Below are 22,739 nucleotides of genomic sequence, written 5' to 3' on the forward strand. Positions count from 1 at the left end.
TCAGAAATCCAGGTCCGCGTAATGCGCCGCCGGCGCCATGCCCGGCACCCGGTCGGCGAGCAGGCTGCGGAAGGAGGGGCGCGACTTCACCCGCGCATACCAGTCCCGCGCCGTCTCGTCCTCGTCCCAGGGCACGTCGCCGAGATAGTCGACGCAGGAGAGATGGGCCGCCGCGGCGAGATCGGCATAGGTCAGATGGTCGCCGGCGATCCAGCGGCGCCGGGCGATGAGGTAGCCGATATATTTGAGGTGGTAGCGCACATTGGTACGCGCCGCGCGGATCGCGTGCATGTCCGGCGGGCCGCCGCCCTGGGCCATCGACATGAAGCGCTTGGCGATCTTCTCCGTGACGAGATAGCCCGTTACCTCGGCCTCGAACTTCGCGAGGAACCAGTCGAGCAGGCGGCGCACCTCGACGCGCTCGGCCGTGGCCTCCGGCATCATCCGCCGGCCGCTCAGCCCCAGGCCGCGCGTCTCGTCGAGATACTCGGCGATGATCCCGGCGCCGGGGATGACGAGGCCGCTCTGCTCCAGCATCACCGGCGTGGTGCCGGCCGGGTTGATCAGCAGGAAGTCGTCACGCCGCTCCCAGGGCTTCTCCTCTATGAGGACCGGTTCCATGCCCATCTCGGCCAGCACGAGCCGGATGAAGCGGGAATTGGCGCAGAAGGGGAAGTGATAGAGCGTCGCCATCGAGGCCGTGCGAGGGGGCGGGACACCGCGCGGGAGCCCCGCACTGAATTTTGCGCAATCGAGCGACCTTGAGACATATTGCCCGATCCTTGCCGCCCCCTTAACACGCTCCGCCGGCTCCGGTAACCGCCCGTCAACCACGGTGGCCGAAGGCTTGCAGCGCAGCATGCGCCGCACAAAACGAAGACGCGCCGAAGTCGCGCGGCCCGCTCAATCACGATTCGAGGTGGATGATGATGGATGCGATGAGCATCGCGAAAGCGGTCGTGCTCGCCGTCGTCGAGGGGGCGACCGAGTTCATCCCGGTCTCGTCCACCGGGCACCAGCTCCTCGTCGGGCATTTCATCGACTTCCACTCACCCAACAACACCTTCGAGGTGCTGATCCAGCTCGGGGCGATCCTGGCGATCCTGGCCGTCTATTTCCGGCGGCTGCTGGGCGTGGCGCTCGCCCTGCCGAACGATCCGAACGCGCGGCGCTTCGTGCTGGCGGTGCTGCTCGCCTTCCTGCCGGCAGCGATCGTCGGCGGCCTCTTCTCGAAGGTGATCAAGGCCTACCTGTTCAACCCGTGGATCGTCTGCGCGACGCTGGTCGCGGGCGGCCTCGTCCTCCTCGTCCTCGACGACACCGAGCTCGAGGTGAAGAAGACCGACGTCTACGATTTCAGCCTGCCGATGGCCCTGAAGATCGGCATCTTCCAGTGCCTCGCCATGATCCCCGGCGTCTCGCGCTCGGGCGCCACCATCGTCGGCGCCATGCTTATGGGCGCCGACAAGCGCTCGGCCACCGAGTTCTCGTTCTACCTCGCCATGCCGACCATGGCCGGCGCCTTCGCCAAGGACCTGCTCGACAACTACAAGAACCTGCACGCCGACGATGTCGGGCTGATCGTGATCGGCTTCGTGGTGGCCTTCATCGCGGCGCTGATCGTGGTGCGCACGGTGCTCGACTACGTCGCCCGCCACGGCTTCTGGCTGTTCGCGTGGTGGCGCATCATCGTCGGCTCGCTGGGCTTCGCCGGGCTGATCATCTTCGGCTGAGCCGCGGCGCCCTCGGCCCTCCCGCCCCAGCTTCGACCTTCGCCCCGATTGCCACGCCCGAGAGGGTGTGCCAGGGCAGTGACGAAGACAGGGCGGGTGTAACCGCTGGCCAGAGGACACGCAGGGCTTACGCGCATGGAAGACAGACCGCTCGCCGACCTTTTCGAGCCCGCCACGCGCGAGCGCTGGCTCGGCCTCGTCGAGGGCGTGCTGAAGGGCGCGGATTTCGAGAAGCGGCTGGTCTCGAAGACCGCGGACGGCCTGCGCATCGACCCGCTCTACGACCCCGCCGAGCCGGCCGCGCAGCCAGTGCGCGCGCCCGGCCCCTGGCGGGTGGCGCAGCGGGTCGACCATCCCGACGCGACCGCGGCGAACCGGCAGGCGCTCGCCGATCTCGAAGGCGGCGCCGATGCGCTGACCCTCGTCTTCTCTGCATCCCCGGCCGCGCGCGGCTACGGCCTCACCACCGCCAGCGTGGACGAGCTCGACGCCGTGCTCGCGGGCGTGATGCTGCCGCTGATCGCGCTGCGCCTCGATGCGGGCGGGCAGGCGCTGGAAGCGGCCGAGCTGATCAAAGGGCTGGCGGCCAAGCGCGGCGACGACCTCTCGGCCCTCGATATCGACCTCGGCATCGATCCCGTGGGCCGGCTCGCCGGCACGGGCAGCCTCGGCGCGGTTTGGACCGACATCGTGCCGCGGCTCGGCGCGACCCTGCGCGCCTTCGACGAGGCCGGCTTCACCGGCCGGGCGCTGCTCGCCGACGGGCGCCCCTACCACGAAGGCGGCGCGGGCGAGGTGGACGAGCTCGCTGCCGTGCTCGCCACCGCCGTCACCTATCTGCGCGCCCTGGAGGCCGAGGGCCACGACCTCGGCCGCGCCCGCGACGCGATCGGCGTGCTGCTGGCGGCGGATGCCGACGAGTTCACGGGCATCGCCAAGTTCCGCGCCATGCGCCGGCTGTGGGCCCGGGTGGAGCAGGCCTGCGGGCTCGATCCGAAACCGCTGCGGCTGCATGCCGAGAGCGCGTGGCGGATGATGACCCGGCGCGACCCCTTCGTGAACATCCTGCGCACCGCCATGGCCGCCACGGCGGCGGGGCTCGGCGGCGCCGATTCGGTGGCGCTGCTGCCCTATACCCAGGCGCTCGGCCTGCCCGATGCCTTCGCCCGGCGCGTCGCCCGCAACAGCCAGATCGTCCTGCTGGAGGAATCGGGCCTCGCCCGCGTCTCCGATCCGGCGGCCGGCGCGGGCGGCCTCGAGGCGCTCACCGCCGCGCTAACCGAGAAGGCCTGGGACGCCTTCCAGACGATCGAGCGCGAGGGCGGCATCGTCGCCTCGCTCAGCGTCGGCAAGCTGCAGCGACGGATCGAGGCGGTGCGCGAGGCGCGTGCGCGCAACCTCGCCACACGCCGCGAGGCGCTGACCGGCGCGACCGAGTTCCCCTTCTTGGCCGAGAAGCCGGTGGCGGTCCTCGACGTGGCCGCGGTCGAGCCGCAGGCGGCCTCGAATTTCGGCGCTGGCGCGGCGGTCGCCTGCGACGCCCTGCCCGCGCAGCGCCTCGCCGAGCCCTTCGAGGCCCTGCGCGACGCCTCCGATGCGGTGCTCGCCAAGGACGGCCGCCGGCCCGGCGTGTTCCTGGCCAATCTCGGGCCGCTCTCCGCCTTCAACACCCGCGCGACCTTCGCGGCCAACGCCTTCGCCGCGGGCGGCGTCGAGGCGCTCGGCACCGAGGGCTTCGCGGACGATGCGGCCCTGGCGGAGGCCTTCAAGGCATCGGGCGCGTCCCTCGCCTGCCTCTGCTCCTCGGACGCGATCTACGCCGAGCGCGCGGTCGCCGCGGCCCGGGCCCTGAAAGAGGCCGGCGCCGGCACGATCTACCTCGCCGGCAAGCCGGGCGATCTCGGCGACGCGCTCAAGGAGGCCGGCGTCCACGCCTACCTGTTCGCGGGCTGCGACCTCCTCGCCCTGCTCAACGAGGCGCTGCGGCGGGCCGTGAAGGGCTGAGATCATAGCGCAATGCGACCCTCTCTCCCTCCGTCGGAGAGGTAGGACGCCCCAACCCGGCGCGCGGCGCGTTTTCGCGGTGCAACCGTTGCCGCGCTGGCGAGTTTCCGGGTCGAGCCAAGCGTAACGGGACAGCAGACCAGCCATGAAGGCCCTCACCCTCTTCGCCGCCCTGCCGCTGATCGCCGTGAGCCTCGGGGGGGCCGAAGCGGCAAGCCGGAAGGCTCAGGTGCCGAATCGCTTCGACGGCAACTGGAGCATCGAGGTCATCACCGAATCCGGCAGCTGCGACCGCGCCTACCGCTACGGCGTGCGCATCGAGCAGGGGCAGGCGAGCTATCCGGGCGGCGACTTCCAGATCAGCGGACGGGTCACGCCGAACGGGGCGGTGCGCGCCACGATCTCGAACAGCCTGGGCAGCGCCAACGTCGTCGGCCGTCTCGCCGCCGGTGGCTACGGCAATGGCACCTGGACGGCCTCCGGCTCCAACCAGTGCCGCGGGCGCTGGAACGCCGAGCGGCGCGGCTGAGCGGCACCGATCGCGCTTCGGAGGACGGGCGGCGGGGCGATGTGCCCCGCGGGCGACAGGAATCCGGTGCGTTGGCCGGAATGCTGCATCACGGGCGAGAAGCCCCGATGAGGCCCTGTTCCCGACGCAATCGCGGAGGAATACTGGGCCTGTTCGCGCCCCGCTCGAGACTCCGCATGAAGACTGCCCTGCTCGGATCCCTGGCCGTCCTCGCCCTCGTTTCCACCGCAGACGCGCGTCCGCGCCCGCGGCCGGATGCCGAGGCGACGCTGGAACCCCTGCGTCAGGCCGCCACCGATTGCTTCGCCGAGACGGTGATGTCAAATCCCGGCGCCATGAACCACGCCCGGGCCGGCCGCTGGTACCAGGCCGCCGGCGTGATCGGTTTCCTCTGCCGTCCCGAGGTCGACGCCATGGTGACGGCGCACGACCGGCTCTTCGGGCGCGGCACCGGCGAGCGATACTTCAAGGGCGCCTACGCCAAGCATCTCGACCAGCAGCTTGCCGCCCGCATCCAGCCGATGCTGGAGCGCAAGGCCGTGGCGAGCGCCGAGCCGCCCGCCGAGAAGGCCGAGCCCGAGGCCGAAGCGGCGCACTGAGCGCCGGAGCACCATCGGAACACGGACTCGGAACCCGAGCGCCCTCCCCGGCCTGTCAGCGGAGGAGGATGCCATGGCCTACGAGCTCTATTACTGGCCGACGATCCAGGGGCGCGGCGAGTTCGTCCGCCTCGCCCTGGAGGAGGCCGGCGCCGACTACGTCGACGTCGTGCGCGAAGCCGGCGTGCCGGCGATGATGCGGATCCTGGAGGATCCGGACCGGCCGCGCCCGCCCTTCGCCTGCCCATTCCTGAAGGATGGCGACCTGATCGTCGGCCAGACGGCGGCGATCCTGCTCCACCTCGGGCCGAAGCTCGGCCTCGTCGGCGAGGATCCGGACGACCGGCTCTGGACGCACCAGATCCAGCTCACCATCGCCGACGTGGTCGCCGAGGCGCACGACACCCACCACCCGGTCGCGGTGAGCCTCACCTACGAGGAACAGAAGCCGGAAGCCGCGCGGCGCGCCGCGGATTTCTGCCGCAACCGCATCCCGGAATATCTCTCCTGGTTCGAGCATGTGCTGAGCCGGGCCGGCGGCGCCCATCTCGTCGGCGGCCGCCTGAGCTATGCCGACCTCTCCCTGTTCCAGCTCGTGGACGGCCTGCTCTACGCCTTCCCGAAGACCACGGCGGCCGTCCTGCGCGAACTCACGCAGGTCGCGCGCCTGCACGATTCGGTGCGGCAGCGCCCGCGCATCACCGCCTATCTGGCGAGCCCGCGCCGCCTGCCCTTCAACGAGCAGGGCATCTTCCGCCGCTATCCGGAACTCGAAGCCTGATTCGGGCCCACGGGACGGTCCTGCGGGACCGGACCCGTGGGGCCGCGGCGTCTCAGAACGGCGCGTTGTCGGTGCGCGCTCCGAACAGGTGCAACGTGTTCTCGTAGGAGCTGGCGCGCTCCGTCAGAACGGCAGCGCTGCCGCCGGAGGTGTAGGCGCGGGGCACCGCGACCGAGCCGGTGCGCTCCACCGCGGCGGCGCGAGCGGCCGCGTCGCGGTATCCGCCAGCCTCGGCGGCCGTGGTGATGGCGGCAAGGCCGAGGGCGCCGAGGGCCAGGCCGGTGATGATGCGGGTCTGCATGGTCCGTCTCCATTCCGTGATCGGGAGGCACCCTTGAGATCGAGGGGCCCCTGCGTCGCTCGCTTGCGACAGCGTTGATATGCACCTAAATTGGAGCGGACGACGTGCCGTAGCGCACATTAGTTGATATAAACGTAATTTGGGAGGATAGGATGGGCGACCGCCCCCTGGCCCCGGCCGTGGACGAGACCGCGATCGATGCGTGCTGCATCGGGCTCGCGTCGCAGCGCCTCGCCCGCGCGGTGAGCCGCCGCTACGACGCCGCCTTCCGCCCCCTCGGCCTGTCGGGCTGGCAGTTCACGCTGCTGATGGCGACCCGCCGCCCGGCGGCGCCGACCATCTCGGACCTCGCCGATTGGCTCGACATGGACCGCACCACGGTGACGGCGAACCTCAAGCCGCTGACCCGGCGCGGCCTTCTCGCGATCGAGACCGACGCCGAGGACAGGCGCGCTCGGCGGGTGGTCCTGACCGAGGCGGGCGGGGAGATCCTGGCTCGGGCGATCCCGCTCTGGCACGGCGTGCAGGATTCCTACCGGGCCAGCGTCGGCGAGGCCGACCTCGCCCGTCTGCGGGAGCTGGTGAAGCGGGTGGTGGGCACCGCCTGAGGCGCTCGGACCGCAAAGGCCGACGAAGCACAACGCGCGCCTTCTCCCGATCGGGAGAGGGGACCCGCGTATGGCTCGGCAACGTGGTGGCGGAACGCCTGTGCGATGCGGCCCGGCCGCAACTCCTCAGGCCGCCACCCGCTCGCTCCGCCCGCGATATGACAGCGCCTCCGCGAGATGCATCCGGCGCACGCGGGGTTCGCCGTCGAGGTCGGCGAGGGTACGGGCGACGCGCAGCGTGCGGTGGAAGCCGCGGGCGGAGAGGCGCAGCGATTCCGCGGCCGTGCGGATAAGGGCGGTGCCCTCCGCATCGGGGCTCGCCACTTCCTCGATCAGCGTCGCCGGGCAGGTGGCATTGGTGGTGGAGGCGGGAAGGCCGCGGGCCGCGTAGCGCTGCCCTTGCGCAGTGCGCGCCGCGGCGACCCGGGCGGCGGCCTCGCGCGAGCCCTCGGCGGGCGGCGGCAGGATCAGGTCGGCGGCGGTGACCGCCGGCACCTCGATGCGCAGGTCGATCCGGTCGAGCAGCGGGCCGGAGATGCGCGCCCCGTACTGGGCGACGCAGCGCTCATTCGGCCCGCGCCGGCAGGCATAGCCCGGCTCCAGCGCCTGCCCGCAGCGGCATGGGTTCATCGCGGCGACGAGCTGGAAGCGGGCCGGGTAGACGACGCGGTGGTTGGCCCGCGCGATCATCACCTCGCCGGTCTCCATGGGCTGGCGCAGAGAATCGAGCACTTGCGGCGTGAATTCCGGCAACTCGTCGAGGAAGAGCACGCCGCCATGCGCGAGCGAGGCCTCGCCGGGCTTTGCGCCGAGGCCGCCGCCGATGAGGGCGGCCATCGAGGCGGAATGGTGCGGCTGACGGAACGGGCGCCGGCTCGAGAGCGCGCCACCGCGCAATTCGCCGGCCACCGACTGGATCATCGAGATGTCGAGAAGCTCGCGCGGCGACAGCGGCGGCAGGATCGAGGGCAGGCGCGCGGCGAGCATCGACTTGCCGGCCCCGGGAGGGCCGTTGAACAAGAGATTGTGCCCGCCGCTCGCCGCGATCTCCAACGCCCGCTTGGCGCCTTCCTGGCCCTTGATGTCGGCGAGATCCGGCAGAGTCCCGGTAGGCGCCGCGATCGCCGGCTCGGGCCGGGCCATGACCTGGCTGCCCTTGAAGTGGTTGGCGAGCTGGATGAGCGAGCGCGGCGCCAGCACGTCGAGGTCGCCGCCGGCCCAGGCGGCCTCCGGTCCGCAGGGGCCGGGGCAGATCAGGCCGAGGCCGCGCGCCCCCGCCGCGATGGCCGCCGGCAGCACGCCGTTGACCGCGGTGATCGCGCCGTCGAGGGCGAGCTCGCCGAGCACGCAATAGCCGGCGAGCGCGTCGGCCGGGATCGCGCCGATCGCCGCCATGACGCCGAGCGCGATCGGCAGGTCGTAATGCGAGCCCTCCTTGGGCAGATCGGCGGGGGCGAGGTTCACGGTGATGCGCTTGGCCGGCAGCGCCAGCCCGGAGGCGATCAGCGCGCCGCGCACCCGCTCCCGCGATTCGGCCACCGCCTTGTCGGGCAGGCCGACCACGGCGAAATGCACCGCGCCGGGGATGATCTGCACCTGAACGTCCACGGCCCGCGCCTCGATGCCCTCGAAGGCGACGGTAGCGACGCGGGTGACCATGCGCGTAAAGTCCTCACGGGGAGACGATGAGCCTAAGCATGGGACCCCGCTCTGACAACCTGAGCGCGGCTGCGGAACCGGCCCCGCCCCCGGCTGTTCACCGGGCGTCGTCCCGACAGAGTGCGACACCTCCAGGAGGAAACCGTCATGCGTCCGATGCCCGTCCTCGCCGCCCTCGCCCTCGGCCTCGCCCTCACGGCGACCGCGCGCGCCGACGAGAAGCTGCCGCCCGACCAGCAGGCCAAGGTCGAGGCCATGCTGAAGCAGGAGGGCTTCACCAAGTGGAAGGAGATCGAGCTCGACGACGGCATGATCGAGGTGGATGACGCCATCGACGCCGCGGGCAAGAAGTTCGACCTCAAGCTCGACCCGAAGACGCTCGCCATCGTGAAGCGCAAGGCGGAGTGAGCCGCAGGCCCGGTCGCCCATGCGATCGGGCATTTTTCGCATGCGGGCGCGAAGAGCGCCACGCGCAGCGGGCCTCGGCCTTGGCCGAGGCGTCGAGCGGAGCGTAGCCTGAGGCCGCGGACGCGGCCGCCGGCGCTTGAGGCAGGCAGGAAGCCTGCGCGCTTGCATCCGGGCTGCGGCCCGGCCATATAGGCGGCGGGGGGTTGGCGAGGGACGTATCACTCGCCAACCGGGTCAGGTCCGGAAGGAAGCAGCCCTAACGAGACCGAGCGGGTCTTCGTCCAGCCTCCCACCCTTTCTCCGATGCGCCGCGCATCGCGGACCGCCCGGCCGAGCGCGGTCCGGGGCGGTCGCCCGGCGCCCACGAATGGTCGCATGGACGCGCGCACGGGCACCCCTGACGACGAGCCGGGGCTTCCCGGGTTCACCGCCAAGCCCGCGGCCGCCGCGCCCTACCGGGTGCTCGCGCGCAAGTACCGGCCCCAGAACTTCGACGACCTGATCGGCCAGGGCGCCATGGTGCGCACGCTGGCGAACGCCTTCGCGGCCGGCCGCATCCCGCAGGCCTGGATGCTGACGGGGGTGCGCGGGGTCGGCAAGACCACCACGGCACGCATCCTGGCGCGGGGCCTCAACTACGTCCGCCCGGGCGCGCCCGATACCGGCCCCACCGTGACGATGCCGGAACTCGGCCTGCACTGCCAGGCGATCATGGAATCCCGGCACTTGGACGTGCTGGAGATGGACGCCGCCTCGCATACCGGCATCGACGATGTGCGCGGCATCATCGACGGCATCCGCTACGCGCCCTCCGACGCCCGCTACAAGGTCTACATCGTGGACGAGGTCCACATGCTCTCGGAGAAGGCCTTCAACGCCTTCCTGAAGACCCTGGAGGAGCCGCCCCCCCACGCCAAGTTCGTGTTCGCCACCACCGAGATCCGCAAGGTCCCGGTCACGATCCTCTCGCGCTGCCAGCGCTTCGACCTGCGCCGCGTCGAGGCGGACGTGCTCGCCGCCCATCTCAAGCGCATCTGCGGGGCGGAGGGCGTCGCGGTGGAGGACGAGGCCCTCGGCGCGCTGGTCCGCGCCGCCGAGGGCTCGGTGCGCGACGCGCTCTCCCTTCTCGACCAGGCCATCGCCCACGGGGCCGGCACCGTCACGGGCGCCGGCGTGCGCGACATGCTCGGCCTCGCCGACCGCGGGCGCATCGTCGACCTGTTCGAGGCGGCGATGCGCGGTGATGTGCCGGCCTCCTTCGCCGAGCTGCGCGCGCAGTACGATTCGGGCGCCGACCCGGCCGTGGTGCTCTCGGACCTCGCCGGCTTCACCCATCTCGTCACCCGGCTCAAGATGGTGCCGGACGCCGCCGCCGCCGATCCGACGCTGAGCGAGGTCGAGCGGGTGCGCGGCGCCGCTTTCGCCGAGAAGCTCTCGGTGCGGGCGCTGTCCCGCGCCTGGCAGATCCTGCTCAAGGCCCTGCCGGAGGTGCAGGCCGCGCCGCGCCCGCTCGCGGCCGCCGAGATGGCGCTGGTGCGCCTCGCCTACGCCGCCGACCTGCCGACGCCCGACGAGGCGCTCCGCCAACTCAGGGCGGAGGCGCTGGCGGGCTCGGGCGAGGCGCCCGCGGCGCGCCCGGCCCTGTCCCAGGCGCCGGAGCCGCGTGCGGAGCTGCCCCGGGCTGAATTGCCCCGGCCGGAACTGCCACGAGCAGAGCTGCCGCCACGTGCCACCGAGCCGGCCCCGCGGATCGCAGCAATGGCGGGCGCACCGGCCCGCCAGCCCCTGGTGCCCCAGCCGGCCGTCGCCCCCGAGCCTGCGGGGCCCCGGCTCACCCGCTTCGAGGACGTGGTGGCGCTCGCCGGCGAGCGGCGCGACATCCTGATGAAGGCGGCGCTCGAGCGCGAGGTCCACCTCGTGCGCTTCGAGGAGGGGCGGATCGAGTTCCGGCTCGCCCCCGGCGGCCGGCCGAGCCTCGCCAACGATCTCGCCCGCGCCCTCGACGCCTGGACCGGGCGGCGCTGGATCGTCGCCATCTCGAAGGAAGAGGGCGGGCAGACTCTCGACGCGCAGGCTCGCGCCGCCAGCGAGACACGCCGCGAGACCGCTGCCGCCCACCCGCTGGTGCGGGAGGTGATGGCGCGTTTCCCCGGCGCGCAGATTGTCGACGTGCGCGACACCGCGCCCGAGGCGCCGCCGAATGCCGAGGCCGAGATCCTCGGCGAGGCCGACCCCGCCGAGGCCGGTGGCGACGACGAGGCGTAGCATCTCGGCCGCCCGCGGCTTACATCGGACCAGAGAACTCGAACCGGACGGGATCCGCCATGCGCGACATCATGGGGCTGATGAAGCAGGCCCAGGCCATGCAGGAGAAGATGGCGAGCCTGCAGGAGGAGCTCGACACCGTCGAGGTTACTGGGGCCGCGGGCGGCGACGCCGTGCAGGTGACGATGACCGCCAAGGGCCAGACCCGCTCGGTGCGCATCGACCCGAGCCTGATGGTGGCCGACGAGCGCGAGATCCTGGAGGACCTGCTGGTCGCCGCCCTCAACGACGCGCGCGGCAAGGCCGAGCAGGCCGCGCAGGAGCGCATGGCCGAGTTGACCAAGGGCCTGCCCCTGCCCCCCGGCATGAAGCTGCCCTTCTAGGCCGGCGCGCGATGATCAACCTCCTCCGCCCGGGGCGGCCCGCGCAGCTCCATCCGGGCTTTTCCGGCACGCTCTACCTCGATTTCCTGGCCGAGCTGGCGCGCAAGCGCGGCACGCGCAACTACCTGGAGATCGGCGTGCATTTCGGGCACGCCCTGACCCGCATCGCCTGCGACACGGCCGTCGGCGTCGATCCCGACTACGTGCTGGAGGAGGACGTGACCAAGGGGAAGCGGCGCACCCTGCTGCACCGCTGCACCAGCGACCGCTTCTTCGCCGAGACCGACGTGCGGGCCCTCGTCGGCGGCGGGATCGACCTCGCCTTCCTCGACGGCCTGCACCTGTTCGAGTTCCTGCTGCGCGACTTCTACAACACCGAGGCCGTCAGCGACCCGAACGGGCTGATCGTGCTGCACGATTGCATGCCGCTCAACATCGAGATGACGGCGCGCGACCCGGCCGCGCCCCGCACCGATCCGTTCAAGGCGATGTGGACCGGCGACGTCTGGAAGATCGTGCCGATCCTCAAGACCTTCCGGCCGGACCTCGACGTGGTGCTGGTCGACTGCCCGCCCACCGGGCTCGTCTGCATCACCGGGCTCGACCCGACCTCGCGGGTGCTGTCCGACCGCTACCGGGAGATCGTGCGCAGCTTCCGCGACCTGGCCGATCCGGCCGAGCGCATCGCCGCGATGTATGCCGAGACGCCGGTCCTGCGCTCGGCCGACATCCTGAACGGCGAGGACCACTCGCTGTATTTCCGGATCTGATCCCGGCTTTCCAAAGGGATCATCCCTTTGGCGGGGTATCGGGGCGGAGCCCCGATGCGGATCAGCTCGGGGCGACCGCGATGGTGCCGTCGTCCATGCTGATGAAGCGGACTCCGCCGGCCCGGAGGGCCTCGATGGCGCGGCCGCGGGAGCGGTCCGATTGCGGGGCGCCGTCTTCCTCCAGGCGGCGCACCGTCGAGAGCGAGAGGCCGCTGGCCTCGGCAAGCGCCGTCATCGACCAGTCGAGCAGTGCCCGCGCCGCCCGCAGGTGGTGGCCGCATACCGCCTGCTCCAGGGCGTGGCGCAGGCGGTCGTCGGCCTGCCCCGTCTCCGGCAGGTGGAGGGCGTGCTTCAACCCGGCCGCCCCGAGATAGGCGCCGTCCGGCCCGAACAGGGGGACGCCCACGATCCGGAATTGCCAGATCTCGCCGTCGGCGAGTCGCTCGCGGGTGGTGCCCTGGAAGTGCACGCGACGCGATTCGGCCTGCCGGCTATAGTCCCGGAACCGCTCGCGCTCCTCGGCCAGCACCATCATGAAGGGATCGAAGCAGATCTCCTCGTACTCCAGCCCGTGCACCTCGGACATCGCCCTGGGGAAATCGATGATCCGGTCGGGGGGAACCGAGTAGGTGGCCACCCGCTTCGCCAAGTACAGCGCCTCGCGCTGCTGCCGCTCGAGCGCCCGCAGGCGGGCGAGCTTCTCCCGGTCGCTCACGTCCAGGGCGACGCCGCGGACGGCGATGGGCCGGCCGTCGATGCCGATATGGACCTCGATGCGCAGCGACAGAGAGCGGACCCGGCCGTCCGGCAGGACGAGGCGCACGATCCGCGGGACCGGCCCGGCGCCGCCCTGAACCAGGGCGTCGAGGTCGAGCCCCTGGCGGTCGTCGGGATGGATCATGCTGAGGAAGAGGGTATAGCTCGGCCGCACGGTCACCGCGCTCAGGCCAAGTAATTGGAACAGGCCCGGAGACCAGATCTGGTCGTTGGTGGCGAAGCGAACAGACCAGGTGCCGAACTGAGCATGGCTCTCGACGCGGTGCGGGAACGCATCATAATCTGGGTTAAGATTATTCGCATTCATAGTGGGCTCATCACGCCATAATTCTTTTTCACTCACGACGGATCGGGGCTCTGAATACCGAGTCGATCTACCATTCTCCGAAGATTTTCGCCACTCTCGTATCATACAAGACCGAATCAAGAAACGTGGCGTTATTTTCCCTCGCGCATCGCTGGAACCAAGCCAATCTACTCCGATCAAGCAGTCAATGACCGTGGCAAGATGCTGGATGCGCTCCCGATCGCGCTGCAATCGAGACTTGCACTTAAGCTCTTGTTTCGCCCCGCTCTCCTCGGTTCCATGAAAAAACCCTCCCCGCCGGAGCGGGAAGGGTGAAAAATCGTACCGGAGCGGCTGCGGGCGCGGGCGCCCGCAGCGGGATGCGTCAGGCGGCGATGGCCTGCGCGGCGGGGCCGGCCTGGCGCACGTCGGCGTCGACATGGGCCTCGAAGCGCTTGAAGTTGTCCTCGAACATCTTCACCAGCCGCGCTGCCGTCTCGACGAAAGCGCCCTTGTTCGCCCAGGTCTTCACCGGCGTCAGGATGTGCGGCTCGACGCCCGGCACCGCCACCGGCACCGCGAAGCCGAAATACGGGTCGCGGCGGAACTCGGCCTTCGAGAGCGAGCCGTCGAGGGCCGCCGTGAGCAGGCGGCGGGTGACGCGGATCGGCATGCGCCGCCCGGTGCCGACGCCGCCACCGGTCCAGCCGGTGTTGACGAGCCAGCAATCGACGCTGTGCTTGGCGATGAGATCGCGCAGCAGGTTGCCGTAGGTGCTGGGGTGGCGCGGCATGAAAGGCGCGCCGAAGCAGGTCGAGAAGGTCGCCTCGGGGCCGGTCAGGCCGCGCTCGGTGCCGGCCACCTTCGCGGTGTAGCCCGAGAGGAAGTGGTACATCGCCTCGGCGCCCGTCAGCTTGGCGATCGGCGGCATCACACCGAAAGCGTCGCAGGTGAGCATGACGATGTTCTTCGGGTGCCCGGCCCGGCCCGTGGCGCTCGCATTCGCGATGAAGTCGAGCGGGTAGGCGCAGCGGGTGTTCTCGGTGAGCGAGGCGTCGTCGAAGTCCGGCAGGCGGGTGGTCGGGTCGATCACCACGTTCTCCATCACCGTGCCGAAGCGCTCGGTGGTGGCGTAGATCTCGGGCTCGGCGTTGCGCGAGAGGCGGATGGTCTTGGCGTAGCAGCCGCCCTCGAAGTTGAAGATGCCCTCGTTCGACCAGCCGTGCTCGTCGTCGCCCAGCAGCTGTCGCGAGGAATCGTTCGAGAGCGTGGTCTTGCCGGTGCCGGACAGGCCGAAGAAGATCGCCGAGCCGCCCTCGGCGTCGAGCGCGGCGTTCGCCGAGCAGTGCATCGGCATCACGCCCTTACCGGGCAGGATGTAGTTCAGGTAGGTGAAGACCGACTTCTTCATCTCGCCGGCATAGGCCGAGCCGCCGACGAGGACGATCTTCCGGGTGAAGTCGATCGCGATCACGGTCTTCGAGCGGCAGCCGTGCCGGGCGGGGTCCGCCTGGAAGCTCGGCAGGTCGATGATCGTCATGTCGGGCACATAGGTCCCGATCTCGGAGCGGTCGGGCCGGATCAGCAGGTTGCGGATGAACAGGGAGTGCCAGGCGAACTCGGTGAAGACGCGGGCCTTGACGCGGTGGGCCGGGTCGGCGCCGCCGTAGAGGTCCTGCGCGAAGAGCTCCTTGCCCTCGGCGTGCTTCAGGAAGTCCTGATAGAGCGTCTCGAACTGCTCGGGCGTGATCGCGCCGTTGTTGTCCCACCAGACCTCGCTCTCGGTGGCGGCGTCGCGCACCACGAACTTGTCCTTGGGCGAGCGGCCGGTATGGCTGCCGGTGGTGGCCACCAGCGCGCCGCCCTTGGCGAGCTGCGCCTCCTTGCGGCCGAGCGCCTCCTCGTAGAGGCGCGGCGCCTCGAAGTTCCAGTGGACAGCCTTCAGGTCGCGGAAGCCGATCGCCTCCGCCCCGTGGCCCGCGTTGAACTCACCGATATTGGTCACGTTCGTCTCTCCCGAGCCCCTGGTTCGTGCCGTTTCGTGTCCCGGACGCGTCAGGGTGTCCGTGGGTCATCCGTGGAAGCGTCTGGCGGCCCGTCGCTTCCGGCTTCGCTTTGGTTAGGCAGCCAAGCTGCCACGTCAATATGTATTTTCGACCTAGACTACCAAGCACAACCGAATGTAGGCCCTGATTTGCCGGGCAAAACCCGACACCCCGAAACATTCAAAGCCGATCCTGTCAGGTTCCCGAATGGCAAGACCTTGAGCGGGTGCTTTGGGGACGGATCGTCTATATTGTAACACTGGTCGACCAGAGGTCCGCACGCCTCGGCGGCTGGGTGCGCGGCGAGACGCGCCCTTCCGTATTCCCCGCTTCTGCCGCTATGCGCTGTAGGGTGGCGCGAGACCCATCCCGCGCCTCGCACGAGTGAGTCCGAGAACCCGATGCCTCAAGCCGTCGCCGGGCCCGAGATCGAGCGCCTGATCCAGCTTCTCGCCCGCATGCCGGGCCTCGGCCCCCGCTCCGCCCGGCGCGCCGCCCTGCAGCTCATCAAGAAGCGCGACACCCTGCTCGGGCCCCTCGCCGAAGCGATGCGGATCGCAGCCGAGAGCATCGTGGTCTGCGGCAATTGCGGCAACGTCGACACGCGCGATCCCTGCACCGTCTGCCGCGACCCCACCCGCGACCCGAGCACCCTCGTCGTGGTCGAGGATGTCTCGGACCTCTGGGCGCTGGAGCGCTCGGGCGCCGTCTCCGCGCGCTACCACGTGCTCGGCGGCGTGCTCTCCGCCCTCGACGGGGTGCGGCCGGAGCACCTCAACATCGCCAGGCTCGTGGAGCGGGCGAGCGACCCGGCGGTGACGGAGGTGATCCTGGCGCTGAACGCCACCGTGGATGGCCAGACCACGGCCCATTACGTCACCGAATCGATCCGCCACCTGAATCTCAAGGTCACCCGCCTCGCCCATGGCGTGCCGGTGGGCGGCGAGCTCGACTATCTCGACGAGGGGACGCTCTCGGCGGCGATCCGCAGCCGGACGGCGTTCTGACGCCCCTTCATTTGACCGCCCCGGCGCCCCACCCTATTGCCTTGCGCTTTCGCACGCCGCCCGCGCCCTTCTTCGAGCCATCCCCGTCGATCCATGGCCATCCTCCCCCTTGTCATCCTGCCGGATTCGCGCCTGCGCCTCGTCTCCGAGCCCGTGGGCTCGGTCACGAGCGAGATCCGCAAGCTCGCCGACGACATGCTGGAGACGATGTACGACGCACCCGGCGTCGGCTTGGCGGCGATCCAGATCGGCGTGCTGAAGCGGCTCGTGACCATCGACACCTCGAAGGAGGAGAACGTCCGCCGCCCGCAGGTCTTCATCGATCCGGTGATCAGCTGGGAATCCGAGGAGACGCGCAGCTACGACGAGGGCTGCCTCTCGATCCCCGACTACTACGCCGAGGTGATCCGCCCGGACCGGGTGCGCGTGCGCTTCCGCGACCTCGACGGCAAGGAACAGGAGATCGAGGCCGACGGGCTGCTCGCCACCTGCATCCAGCACGAGATCGACCACCTGAACGGCACGCTGTTCATCGACCACATCTCGAAGCTGAAGCGCGACCGCGTGATGAAGAAGTTCACCAAGGCGGCCAAGCGCGACGCCGCCTGATGCGCGTCGTCTTCATGGGCACCCCGGATTTCGCGGTGCCGACGCTCCGGCGCCTCGCGGAGGACGGGCACGACATCGTGGCCGTCTACACCCGCGCCCCGGCCAAGGCCGGCCGCGGCATGGCGCTGCGCCCCTCCCCCGTCCACGCGCTGGCCGAGACCCTCGGCGCGCCCGTGCTCACGCCTGCGAGCCTCAAGGGGCCGGACGCCGTCGCGACCTTCGCCGGCCACGGGGCGGATGTGGCGGTGGTCGTCGCCTACGGGATGCTGCTGCCGCAGACGATCCTCGACCTGCCGCGCCACGGTTGCCTCAACCTGCACGGCTCGCTGCTGCCGCGCTGGCGCGGCGCCGCCCCGATCCAGCGCGCGGTGATGGCGGGCGATGCCGAGAGCGGCGTCGGCGTGATGCGGATGGAGGCCGGGCTCGATACCGGTCCGGTGGCGCTGGAGGCGCAGCTGCCGATCCCGGCCGGCATGACGGCCGGCGAGCTGCACGACGCCCTGATGCCGCTCGGCGCGGGGCTGATGGCAGAGGCGCTGCACAGGCTGGAGCAGGGCGACCTCGCCTTCACCCCCCAGGCCGAAGACGGCATCCTCTACGCGCACAAGATCACCAACGACGAGGCGCGGATCGACTGGGCGGAATCGGCCGAGGCCGTGGCGCGCAAGGTCAACGGGCTCTCGCCTTTCCCGGGCGCCTTCTTCGAGGCCGATCTCGGCAAGGGGCCGGAGCGCGTGAAGGTGCTGCGTGCCCTGCCTGCCGCCGGCTCCGGCGCGCCCGGTACGCTCCTCGACGCGGACGGCACGGTCGCCTGCGGCGGCGGCGCCGTGCGGCTCGTCGAGCTGCGCCGGGCCGGCAAGGGCGGCAGCGCGAGCGGCGCGGAGTTCCTGCGCGGCGCCCGGCTCGAGCCCGGCGCCCGGCTGGCCTGAGCGGCGGCCGCCATGCCCCGCTACAAGCTCGTCATCGAGTATGACGGCGCCCCCTTCTGCGGCTGGCAGCGGCAGGCCGAGGACCCGACCGTGCAGGCGGCGTTGGAGGAGGCGGTGCTGCGCTTCTCCGGCGAGCGGGTGCGCCTGACCTGCGCCGGGCGTACCGATGCCGGCGTCCACGCCATCCATCAGGTCGCCCATCTCGATCTGGCCAAGGAATGGCGCACCGACACGGTGCGCGACGCGCTGAACGCGCATCTGCGCCCGCAGCCGGTCTCGGTGCTTTCCGCCGTGATCGTCCCCGAGAGCTTCGACGCCCGCCATTCCGCGATCCGGCGGCACTACCGCTACCGCATCCTCAACCGCCGGAGCCCCGCGGCGCTGACGCGCGCCCATGTCTGGCAGGTGCCCTGGCCCCTCGACGCGGCGCTGATGCACGCGGCCGCGCAGCGCCTCCTCGGCCGCCACGACTTCTCGGCCTTCCGCGCCGCGGAGTGCCAAGCCAACAGCCCCGTGCGGACGCTGGAGCAACTCGACGTGGCCCGCCAGCAGGTCGGCCTGTTCGAGGAGATCGTGGTCTCGACCTCGGCCCGCTCCTTCCTGCACCATCAGGTCCGCGCCATGGTCGGCACCCTGATGCTCGCGGGCTCGCGCCGCCTCAGCGCCGACGACGTGGCCGAGATCCTGGCGACCCGGGCCAAGCATCGCTGCGGCCCCCTGGCGCCGGCCTGCGGGCTGACCTTCGCGGGCGTCGACTACGCCTGAGCAGAACCGATGGGCGAACTCCCCTCCCCCTTGCGGGGTGGTGCAGGATCGAGCGTTCCGGTGCCTTCTGAACCACCCCCACCTCCGGCTCCTCCCCGCAAGGGGGAGGAGAGGCCAGCGGCGCGCGCGAGAGGTCGCCGGCTACTCCGCGAAATACGCGCCCAGAACCCGCCGGTAGATCGCCGTCAGCCGCTCGATATCGGCGACCGCCACGCACTCGTCGACCTGATGCATGGTCTCGCCGACGAGGCCGAACTCGATCACCGGGCAGGCATCCTTGATGAAGCGCGCGTCCGAGGTGCCCCCCGTGGTCGAGAGCGCCGGGCGCCGGCCGGTCTCGGCCTCGATCGCCTCGGAGACGAGGTCCACGAAGGCGTCGGGGCGGGTCAGAAAGGCCGGCGAGTTCGAGGGCAGCAGGTCGAGGGCGTAGCGCACCGCATTGCCCGCGGCCCGGTCGAGCCGGGCGCGGATCTCGTCGCCGAGCGTCTGCGCCGTCCAGCGATCGTTGAAGCGGATGTTGAACACCGCCCGCGCCTCGGCCGGGATGACGTTGGTCGCCGGGTTGCCGACATCGATCGTCGTGAATTCGAGGTTCGAGGCGTCGAAATGCTGCGTGCCGCCGTCGATCGGATCGGCGGTGAGCGCAGCGGTGAGGCGGATCAGGCCGGGGATCGGATTCTCGGCCCGGTGCGGATAGGCGACATGCCCCTGACGCCCGTGCACGGTGAGCTTGCCGGTGAGCGAGCCGCGCCGGCCGATCTTGATCATGTCGCCGAGCGCCTGCGGGTTGGTCGGCTCGCCGAGCAGGCAATGGTCGAAGCGCTCACCGCGCGCCTTCGCCCAATCGAGGAGCTTCACGGTGCCGTTCACCGCCGGCCCCTCCTCGTCTCCGGCGATCAGGAAGGCGATGGAGCCCCGGTTCAGGCCGTGCGCGCGCAGATGCTCCAGCGCCGCGGCGAGCATGCAGGCGATGCCGCCCTTCATGTCGGCGGCGCCGCGACCGTAGAGCATGCCGTCCGCCACCGTGCCTCCGAACGGGTCGTGCCGCCAGGCGCCCGTATCGCCCGGGGGCACCACGTCGGTATGGCCGGCGAAGACGAGGCAGGGCGCGCCCGTGCCGATCCGCGCGTAGAGGTTCTCGATGTCCGGCATGCCGGCTTCCGAGAAGACCGGCCGCTCGACCGTGAAGCCCGCCTCGCCGAGCACCCGGGCGAGGAGATCGAGCGCCCCGCCCTCCTCCGGCGTCACCGACGGGCAGCGGATCAGGGCCTGGGCGAGGTCGAGGGCGAGCGTGGACATGGGGTCATCCCGGGGATGCGATGCGGCGGACACGACCACGCCGCTCGTGCCGATGCAAGCTCGGGATCGATAAAATTTAGCGCAACCATCGATGTATGCGCTGTAAACCCTGAAGCTATACTTTCAAAGGCGAGACAACACTAGGTCTGTGCCGCCTATTATCCGCTGCAACGGGGTGGATGCAGCATAATCATGGGTGGGAGCACAAACAAAGATACGCTCAAGGGTGACAGTCCCGGCCGGCGGGCGCATGACCGGTTCGCGGTCATGATCCCGGCTGCCGTGATCCTGCCGGACGGCGTGGTGGTGGCCTGCGTGATCCGCGACATCTCTGTGATGGGCGCGCGCCTGTCGATCGCCCGGCGGCACCGCCTCGAATCGACCTTTCCGCTCCGGGTGGCGAGCTTCGCCGAGCCCTTCCCCATGCGCCGGATCTGGCAGCAGGGCGATTTCGCGGGCGCGATGCTCGACCTGCCGGCCACCGAGGAGACGGTGGCCGGCACGCATCTGGCGATCGCGCCGCCTACTTCACCATCGCCACCTGGGCATCGCCCGTCCGGCGCAGGACGCTGACGGTGACGTCCTCCTCCAGGCGCTGCAACTTGAGGTCGAGGCGGCTCCCTCCGAGCTTCAGGTTGAAGATCGAGATGCCGTCGAGGAAGGGCGGCAGGATCGGGTTGCGGAAGCGGACGCGGTTGCGGGCGTGGTCGATCTCCAGGCCGAGGCAGGCCGCCAGGAAGGCGAAGGGCGCGGCCGCCGCCCAGGCCTGCGGGCTGCAGGCCACGGGATAGGAGACCGGGCCGCGCTGGCGGCGGCGCATGAAGCCGCAGAACAGCTCCGGCAGGCGCTTCTGGTCCTGGTAGAGCGAGGTCTCGAACATGCCCTGGAAGATGCGCGCGGCCTCGGGCTTGAGGTCGTAGCGGGCGAGGCCCATCGCGATCATCGCGTTGTCGTGCGGCCAGATCGAGCCGTTGTGGTAGGACATCGGGTTGTAGCGCGCCTCGCCGCGGGCGATCGTGCGCACGCCCCAGCCGTTGAACCCGTCCTTCGAGAGCAGCTGCTCGGCGACCTTGGCCGCGCGCTCCGGCAGCGCGATGCCGGTGAACAGGGCGTGTCCGGCATTGGACGAGCGCACGGCGCATTGCTTCTTGGCCCCGTCGAGGGCGAGCGCGTAGGTGCCGAGTTCCTCGTTCCAGAAGGCCGCGTCGAACGCCTCGCGCAGCTCCCGCGCCTCGTGGGTGAGCCGCTCGGCCAGGGCGTCGTGGCCGAGCATGGCGGCGAGCTTGGCCATGCCGTTCTTGGCGGCGTAGACGTAGCCCTGCACCTCGCAGAGGGCGATCGGACCCTTCGCGAGCTGCCCGTCGGCGTGGAAGATCGAATCGTGGCTGTCCTTCCAGCCCTGGTTCTCCAGGCCCTTGTCGGTGTCGCGGGCATATTCCACGAAGCCGTCGCCGTCGCGGTCGCCGTACTCGTTCATCCAGGCGAGGGCGAGTTCGAGGGCCGGCCAGATCCGCGCGATGGTCTCGCGGTCGCCGGTGACGGCGTAGTATTCCCAGGCCAGCATCACGAAGAGCGGCGTGCCGTCGATCGTGCCGTAATAGTGCCGGAACGGCACCTCGCCGAGCATCGCCATCTCGCCGCGGCGCGTCTCGTGCAGCACCTTGCCGGGCTGCGCGTCGGCGGCCGGGTCGACCGCCTTGGCCTGGGTCGAGGCGAGGTAGCGCAGCACGCCCTTGGCGAAGTTCGGGTCGATCCACAGGGCCATCATCGCGGTGATGATGCCGTCACGGCCGAACACGGTGGAGTACCAGGGGATGCCGGCGAAGGGGTAGATGCCCTCAGGCGTGCGGCTCGCCAGCATGTAGAGGTCGGCGGTGGCCCGGCAGGCGCCCTCGTTGAACTGGTCGTTCGAGGAGATGATCGTGGTAATGCCGGCGCAGAGCGCGCGCAGGTCGCGCCGGGCGTCCCGGTAGGCGCGGGCGAAGATGGTGCCCTCGTAGAGCCCCTTCGGGTGGGGCGCGCCGCCGCCGCTCCCGGCCGCGAGCGAGAGCTTGGCCGCCGCGTCCTCGCCGACCTGCTCGGCGCTCGGCGCGGTGATGAAGGCCCGGTGCGATTCGAACACCACCCGCACGAAGAGCGAGGCGCGGCCGCCCGGCGGCAACGAGACCTCGAACACGGCCCGGCCGGGCTCCAGCTCCTTCGGCTTTGGCCCGAAATGCAGGGAGGTCGTGCGCACGATCTCGTCGAGGCCGACATAGCGGAACTGCACCTCGCTCTCGCTCGCCACCTGCACGGCCCGGCGCCCGCGCCGCGGACGGTCGGTGCCGCGCACCTCGAACAGGTCGCGGTAATCGGCGTCGAAGGCGAAGGCGATCCGCAGGGTCCGGTGGCGCGAATCGTAGGAGCGCAGGCCGATCCGATCGTAGCAGGCGCCCTTGAACAGGAACTTGGTGCGCTCGATGGCGATCACCTCACGCGGGATCGTGGTCTCGTCATGCGCGTCGAGGCGGATGTCGGGCGTCGTCATGTCGACGCTCAGCGCCCCGTTGTCATCCTGCATCACCGAGGAGAGCATCAGCGGGCGCTGGCCCTCCACCGTGAATTCCAGGCGCGAGAGGTAGCGCGTGTCCTGGAAGTAGAGCCCCTCCGGCCCCGGCTGCACGCCGATATCGCCGTAGGAATCGAGGACGCCGAACGACTCGCCGTACTTGAGGGAGCGCAGCGGCCGCTCGGTGAGCGAGGTCTGCGCCTCGATATGGTAGGGGGGCAGGACCTCGTCGGCATCCTGGAAGCCGCGCAGAGCCGCCTTCACCGTGTTCTGCACCTTCGCCGCAACGCTCTCCGCCATGCTTCAGCTCTCCGGTCCGGGTGTGTCGGGCTTCACGATCGGTGGCCGGGCCACGAATCGACAGGGCCGCCGCATCGCGCGATGCGGCGGCCCTTGTGACCGTCTGAGTTAGGCGCTTGTGGGACGCCCGCCAG

22 protein-coding genes and 1 other RNA gene are annotated in these 22,739 nt (G+C 70.6%); 16 read left to right on the forward strand and 7 right to left on the reverse strand.

Going from position 1 to position 22,739, the window contains the following annotated elements; translation table 11 throughout:
• Positions 1-693 carry a glutathione S-transferase family protein gene (locus MTDSW087_RS01110; protein WP_144758972.1) on the reverse strand — a complete coding sequence of 231 codons (693 nt, stop codon included), beginning with the start codon at positions 691-693 and terminating at the stop codon, positions 1-3.
• 236 nt (positions 694-929) lie between these two features.
• Between MTDSW087_RS01110 and MTDSW087_RS01115 the strand changes: the two genes are divergently transcribed.
• The 5 genes from MTDSW087_RS01115 to MTDSW087_RS01135 all read left to right on the forward strand — a co-directional run bounded on the left by MTDSW087_RS01115 (position 930) and on the right by MTDSW087_RS01135 (position 5,646).
• The gene (locus MTDSW087_RS01115; protein WP_144759487.1) at positions 930-1,733 is read left to right on the forward strand and encodes an undecaprenyl-diphosphate phosphatase; all 804 of its coding nucleotides are present in this window, start codon (positions 930-932) and stop codon (positions 1,731-1,733) included.
• A gap of 135 nt (positions 1,734-1,868) precedes the next feature.
• Positions 1,869-3,737, forward strand: a complete 1,869-nt coding sequence (locus MTDSW087_RS01120) for a methylmalonyl-CoA mutase subunit beta (protein ID WP_144758975.1) — start codon at positions 1,869-1,871, stop codon at positions 3,735-3,737.
• Between the two features lie 145 nt (positions 3,738-3,882).
• The gene (locus MTDSW087_RS01125; RefSeq protein WP_144758978.1) at positions 3,883-4,266 is read left to right on the forward strand and encodes a hypothetical protein; all 384 of its coding nucleotides are present in this window, start codon (positions 3,883-3,885) and stop codon (positions 4,264-4,266) included.
• A 176-nt stretch (positions 4,267-4,442) separates the two neighbouring features.
• On the forward strand, positions 4,443-4,865 hold the full coding sequence (locus MTDSW087_RS01130; protein WP_144758981.1) for a hypothetical protein: 423 nt from the start codon (positions 4,443-4,445) through the stop codon (positions 4,863-4,865).
• Positions 4,866-4,938: 73 nt separating this feature from the next.
• Complete coding sequence (locus MTDSW087_RS01135) at positions 4,939-5,646, forward strand: glutathione S-transferase (protein ID WP_144758984.1); 708 nt, start codon at positions 4,939-4,941, stop codon at positions 5,644-5,646.
• A 52-nt stretch (positions 5,647-5,698) separates the two neighbouring features.
• Here the strand turns inward: MTDSW087_RS01135 and MTDSW087_RS01140 are convergent, their stop codons facing one another.
• Positions 5,699-5,947, reverse strand: coding sequence for a hypothetical protein (locus tag MTDSW087_RS01140; RefSeq protein ID WP_144758987.1), 249 nt, complete (start codon positions 5,945-5,947; stop codon positions 5,699-5,701).
• A 152-nt stretch (positions 5,948-6,099) separates the two neighbouring features.
• Between MTDSW087_RS01140 and MTDSW087_RS01145 the strand changes: the two genes are divergently transcribed.
• Positions 6,100-6,555 carry a MarR family winged helix-turn-helix transcriptional regulator gene (locus tag MTDSW087_RS01145; RefSeq protein WP_144758990.1) on the forward strand — a complete coding sequence of 152 codons (456 nt, stop codon included), beginning with the start codon at positions 6,100-6,102 and terminating at the stop codon, positions 6,553-6,555.
• A gap of 126 nt (positions 6,556-6,681) precedes the next feature.
• Here the strand turns inward: MTDSW087_RS01145 and MTDSW087_RS01150 are convergent, their stop codons facing one another.
• Positions 6,682-8,214 carry a YifB family Mg chelatase-like AAA ATPase gene (locus MTDSW087_RS01150; protein WP_144758993.1) on the reverse strand — a complete coding sequence of 511 codons (1,533 nt, stop codon included), beginning with the start codon at positions 8,212-8,214 and terminating at the stop codon, positions 6,682-6,684.
• Positions 8,215-8,361: 147 nt separating this feature from the next.
• Between MTDSW087_RS01150 and MTDSW087_RS01155 the strand changes: the two genes are divergently transcribed.
• From MTDSW087_RS01155 to MTDSW087_RS01175, 5 genes are all read left to right on the forward strand, one after another.
• A complete protein-coding gene (locus MTDSW087_RS01155; protein WP_144758996.1) occupies positions 8,362-8,622 on the forward strand; it encodes a PepSY domain-containing protein in 261 nt (86 codons plus the stop codon).
• A 196-nt stretch (positions 8,623-8,818) separates the two neighbouring features.
• Positions 8,819-8,917, forward strand: an RNA gene (ffs, locus tag MTDSW087_RS01160) — signal recognition particle sRNA small type.
• An 80-nt stretch (positions 8,918-8,997) separates the two neighbouring features.
• Positions 8,998-10,887: a DNA polymerase III subunit gamma/tau gene (locus MTDSW087_RS01165; RefSeq protein WP_144758998.1), complete on the forward strand. Its 1,890-nt coding sequence runs from the start codon at positions 8,998-9,000 to the stop codon at positions 10,885-10,887.
• Between the two features lie 59 nt (positions 10,888-10,946).
• Positions 10,947-11,270 carry a YbaB/EbfC family nucleoid-associated protein gene (locus tag MTDSW087_RS01170; RefSeq protein ID WP_144759001.1) on the forward strand — a complete coding sequence of 108 codons (324 nt, stop codon included), beginning with the start codon at positions 10,947-10,949 and terminating at the stop codon, positions 11,268-11,270.
• Positions 11,271-11,281: 11 nt separating this feature from the next.
• Positions 11,282-12,040: a class I SAM-dependent methyltransferase gene (locus MTDSW087_RS01175; protein ID WP_144759004.1), complete on the forward strand. Its 759-nt coding sequence runs from the start codon at positions 11,282-11,284 to the stop codon at positions 12,038-12,040.
• Positions 12,041-12,101: 61 nt separating this feature from the next.
• Here MTDSW087_RS01175 and MTDSW087_RS01180 read toward each other — a convergent pair whose 3' ends face one another.
• Both MTDSW087_RS01180 and MTDSW087_RS01185 read right to left on the reverse strand, forming a co-directional pair.
• Positions 12,102-13,124 (reverse strand): PAS domain-containing protein, encoded by a 1,023-nt coding sequence (locus MTDSW087_RS01180; RefSeq protein WP_144759007.1) that lies wholly within the window; start codon positions 13,122-13,124, stop codon positions 12,102-12,104.
• A 364-nt stretch (positions 13,125-13,488) separates the two neighbouring features.
• Positions 13,489-15,108, reverse strand: coding sequence for a phosphoenolpyruvate carboxykinase (locus MTDSW087_RS01185; protein WP_144759010.1), 1,620 nt, complete (start codon positions 15,106-15,108; stop codon positions 13,489-13,491).
• Positions 15,109-15,549: 441 nt separating this feature from the next.
• On the opposite strand from MTDSW087_RS01185, the gene recR reads away from it, so the two are divergent.
• The 4 genes from recR to truA all read left to right on the forward strand — a co-directional run bounded on the left by recR (position 15,550) and on the right by truA (position 18,458).
• Positions 15,550-16,155, forward strand: coding sequence for a recombination mediator RecR (gene recR, locus MTDSW087_RS01190; RefSeq protein ID WP_144759013.1), 606 nt, complete (start codon positions 15,550-15,552; stop codon positions 16,153-16,155).
• 93 nt (positions 16,156-16,248) lie between these two features.
• Complete coding sequence (gene def / locus MTDSW087_RS01195) at positions 16,249-16,764, forward strand: peptide deformylase (protein ID WP_144759016.1); 516 nt, start codon at positions 16,249-16,251, stop codon at positions 16,762-16,764.
• Positions 16,764-17,693 carry a methionyl-tRNA formyltransferase gene (gene fmt / locus MTDSW087_RS01200; protein ID WP_144759019.1) on the forward strand — a complete coding sequence of 310 codons (930 nt, stop codon included), beginning with the start codon at positions 16,764-16,766 and terminating at the stop codon, positions 17,691-17,693. Before def ends, fmt begins: the two co-directional genes overlap by 1 nt.
• A gap of 12 nt (positions 17,694-17,705) precedes the next feature.
• On the forward strand, positions 17,706-18,458 hold the full coding sequence (truA, locus tag MTDSW087_RS01205) for a tRNA pseudouridine(38-40) synthase TruA (protein ID WP_144759022.1): 753 nt from the start codon (positions 17,706-17,708) through the stop codon (positions 18,456-18,458).
• 141 nt (positions 18,459-18,599) lie between these two features.
• Here truA and dapE read toward each other — a convergent pair whose 3' ends face one another.
• Positions 18,600-19,757, reverse strand: a complete 1,158-nt coding sequence (dapE, locus tag MTDSW087_RS01210) for a succinyl-diaminopimelate desuccinylase (RefSeq protein WP_144759025.1) — start codon at positions 19,755-19,757, stop codon at positions 18,600-18,602.
• A gap of 192 nt (positions 19,758-19,949) precedes the next feature.
• Between dapE and MTDSW087_RS01215 the strand changes: the two genes are divergently transcribed.
• Positions 19,950-20,330, forward strand: a complete 381-nt coding sequence (locus tag MTDSW087_RS01215; RefSeq protein ID WP_342353828.1) for a PilZ domain-containing protein — start codon at positions 19,950-19,952, stop codon at positions 20,328-20,330.
• Here MTDSW087_RS01215 and MTDSW087_RS01220 read toward each other — a convergent pair.
• Positions 20,281-22,605 (reverse strand): amylo-alpha-1,6-glucosidase, encoded by a 2,325-nt coding sequence (locus tag MTDSW087_RS01220; RefSeq protein WP_144759032.1) that lies wholly within the window; start codon positions 22,603-22,605, stop codon positions 20,281-20,283. The two genes, MTDSW087_RS01215 and MTDSW087_RS01220, sit on opposite strands and share 50 nt — an antisense overlap.
• Positions 22,606-22,739 lie beyond the last annotated feature (134 nt).

Origin of the sequence: Methylobacterium dankookense, from assembly GCF_902141855.1 — a bacterium.
Taxonomy (GTDB): Bacteria; Pseudomonadota; Alphaproteobacteria; order Rhizobiales; family Beijerinckiaceae; genus Methylobacterium; species Methylobacterium dankookense.

Bases quoted from the DNA above. Each gene is read 5' to 3' on its own strand.
- MTDSW087_RS01150 (WP_144758993.1), bottom strand. From the start codon at position 8,214: ATGGTCACCCGCGTCGCTACCGTCGCCTTCGAGGGCATCGAGGCGCGG.
- MTDSW087_RS01180 (WP_144759007.1), bottom strand. From the start codon at position 13,124: ATGAATGCGAATAATCTTAACCCAGATTATGATGCGTTCCCGCACCGC.
- dapE (WP_144759025.1), bottom strand. From the start codon at position 19,757: ATGTCCACGCTCGCCCTCGACCTCGCCCAGGCCCTGATCCGCTGCCCG.
- MTDSW087_RS01165 (WP_144758998.1), top strand. From the start codon at position 8,998: ATGGACGCGCGCACGGGCACCCCTGACGACGAGCCGGGGCTTCCCGGG.
- MTDSW087_RS01125 (WP_144758978.1), top strand. From the start codon at position 3,883: ATGAAGGCCCTCACCCTCTTCGCCGCCCTGCCGCTGATCGCCGTGAGC.
- truA (WP_144759022.1), top strand. From the start codon at position 17,706: ATGCCCCGCTACAAGCTCGTCATCGAGTATGACGGCGCCCCCTTCTGC.
- MTDSW087_RS01110 (WP_144758972.1), bottom strand. From the start codon at position 693: ATGGCGACGCTCTATCACTTCCCCTTCTGCGCCAATTCCCGCTTCATC.
- MTDSW087_RS01215 (WP_342353828.1), top strand. From the start codon at position 19,950: ATGGGTGGGAGCACAAACAAAGATACGCTCAAGGGTGACAGTCCCGGC.
- MTDSW087_RS01140 (WP_144758987.1), bottom strand. From the start codon at position 5,947: ATGCAGACCCGCATCATCACCGGCCTGGCCCTCGGCGCCCTCGGCCTT.
- MTDSW087_RS01170 (WP_144759001.1), top strand. From the start codon at position 10,947: ATGCGCGACATCATGGGGCTGATGAAGCAGGCCCAGGCCATGCAGGAG.
- MTDSW087_RS01135 (WP_144758984.1), top strand. From the start codon at position 4,939: ATGGCCTACGAGCTCTATTACTGGCCGACGATCCAGGGGCGCGGCGAG.
- recR (WP_144759013.1), top strand. From the start codon at position 15,550: ATGCCTCAAGCCGTCGCCGGGCCCGAGATCGAGCGCCTGATCCAGCTT.
- MTDSW087_RS01220 (WP_144759032.1), bottom strand. From the start codon at position 22,605: ATGGCGGAGAGCGTTGCGGCGAAGGTGCAGAACACGGTGAAGGCGGCT.
- MTDSW087_RS01130 (WP_144758981.1), top strand. From the start codon at position 4,443: ATGAAGACTGCCCTGCTCGGATCCCTGGCCGTCCTCGCCCTCGTTTCC.
- MTDSW087_RS01175 (WP_144759004.1), top strand. From the start codon at position 11,282: ATGATCAACCTCCTCCGCCCGGGGCGGCCCGCGCAGCTCCATCCGGGC.
- MTDSW087_RS01120 (WP_144758975.1), top strand. From the start codon at position 1,869: ATGGAAGACAGACCGCTCGCCGACCTTTTCGAGCCCGCCACGCGCGAG.
- fmt (WP_144759019.1), top strand. From the start codon at position 16,764: ATGCGCGTCGTCTTCATGGGCACCCCGGATTTCGCGGTGCCGACGCTC.
- def (WP_144759016.1), top strand. From the start codon at position 16,249: ATGGCCATCCTCCCCCTTGTCATCCTGCCGGATTCGCGCCTGCGCCTC.
- MTDSW087_RS01115 (WP_144759487.1), top strand. From the start codon at position 930: ATGGATGCGATGAGCATCGCGAAAGCGGTCGTGCTCGCCGTCGTCGAG.
- MTDSW087_RS01155 (WP_144758996.1), top strand. From the start codon at position 8,362: ATGCGTCCGATGCCCGTCCTCGCCGCCCTCGCCCTCGGCCTCGCCCTC.
- MTDSW087_RS01145 (WP_144758990.1), top strand. From the start codon at position 6,100: ATGGGCGACCGCCCCCTGGCCCCGGCCGTGGACGAGACCGCGATCGAT.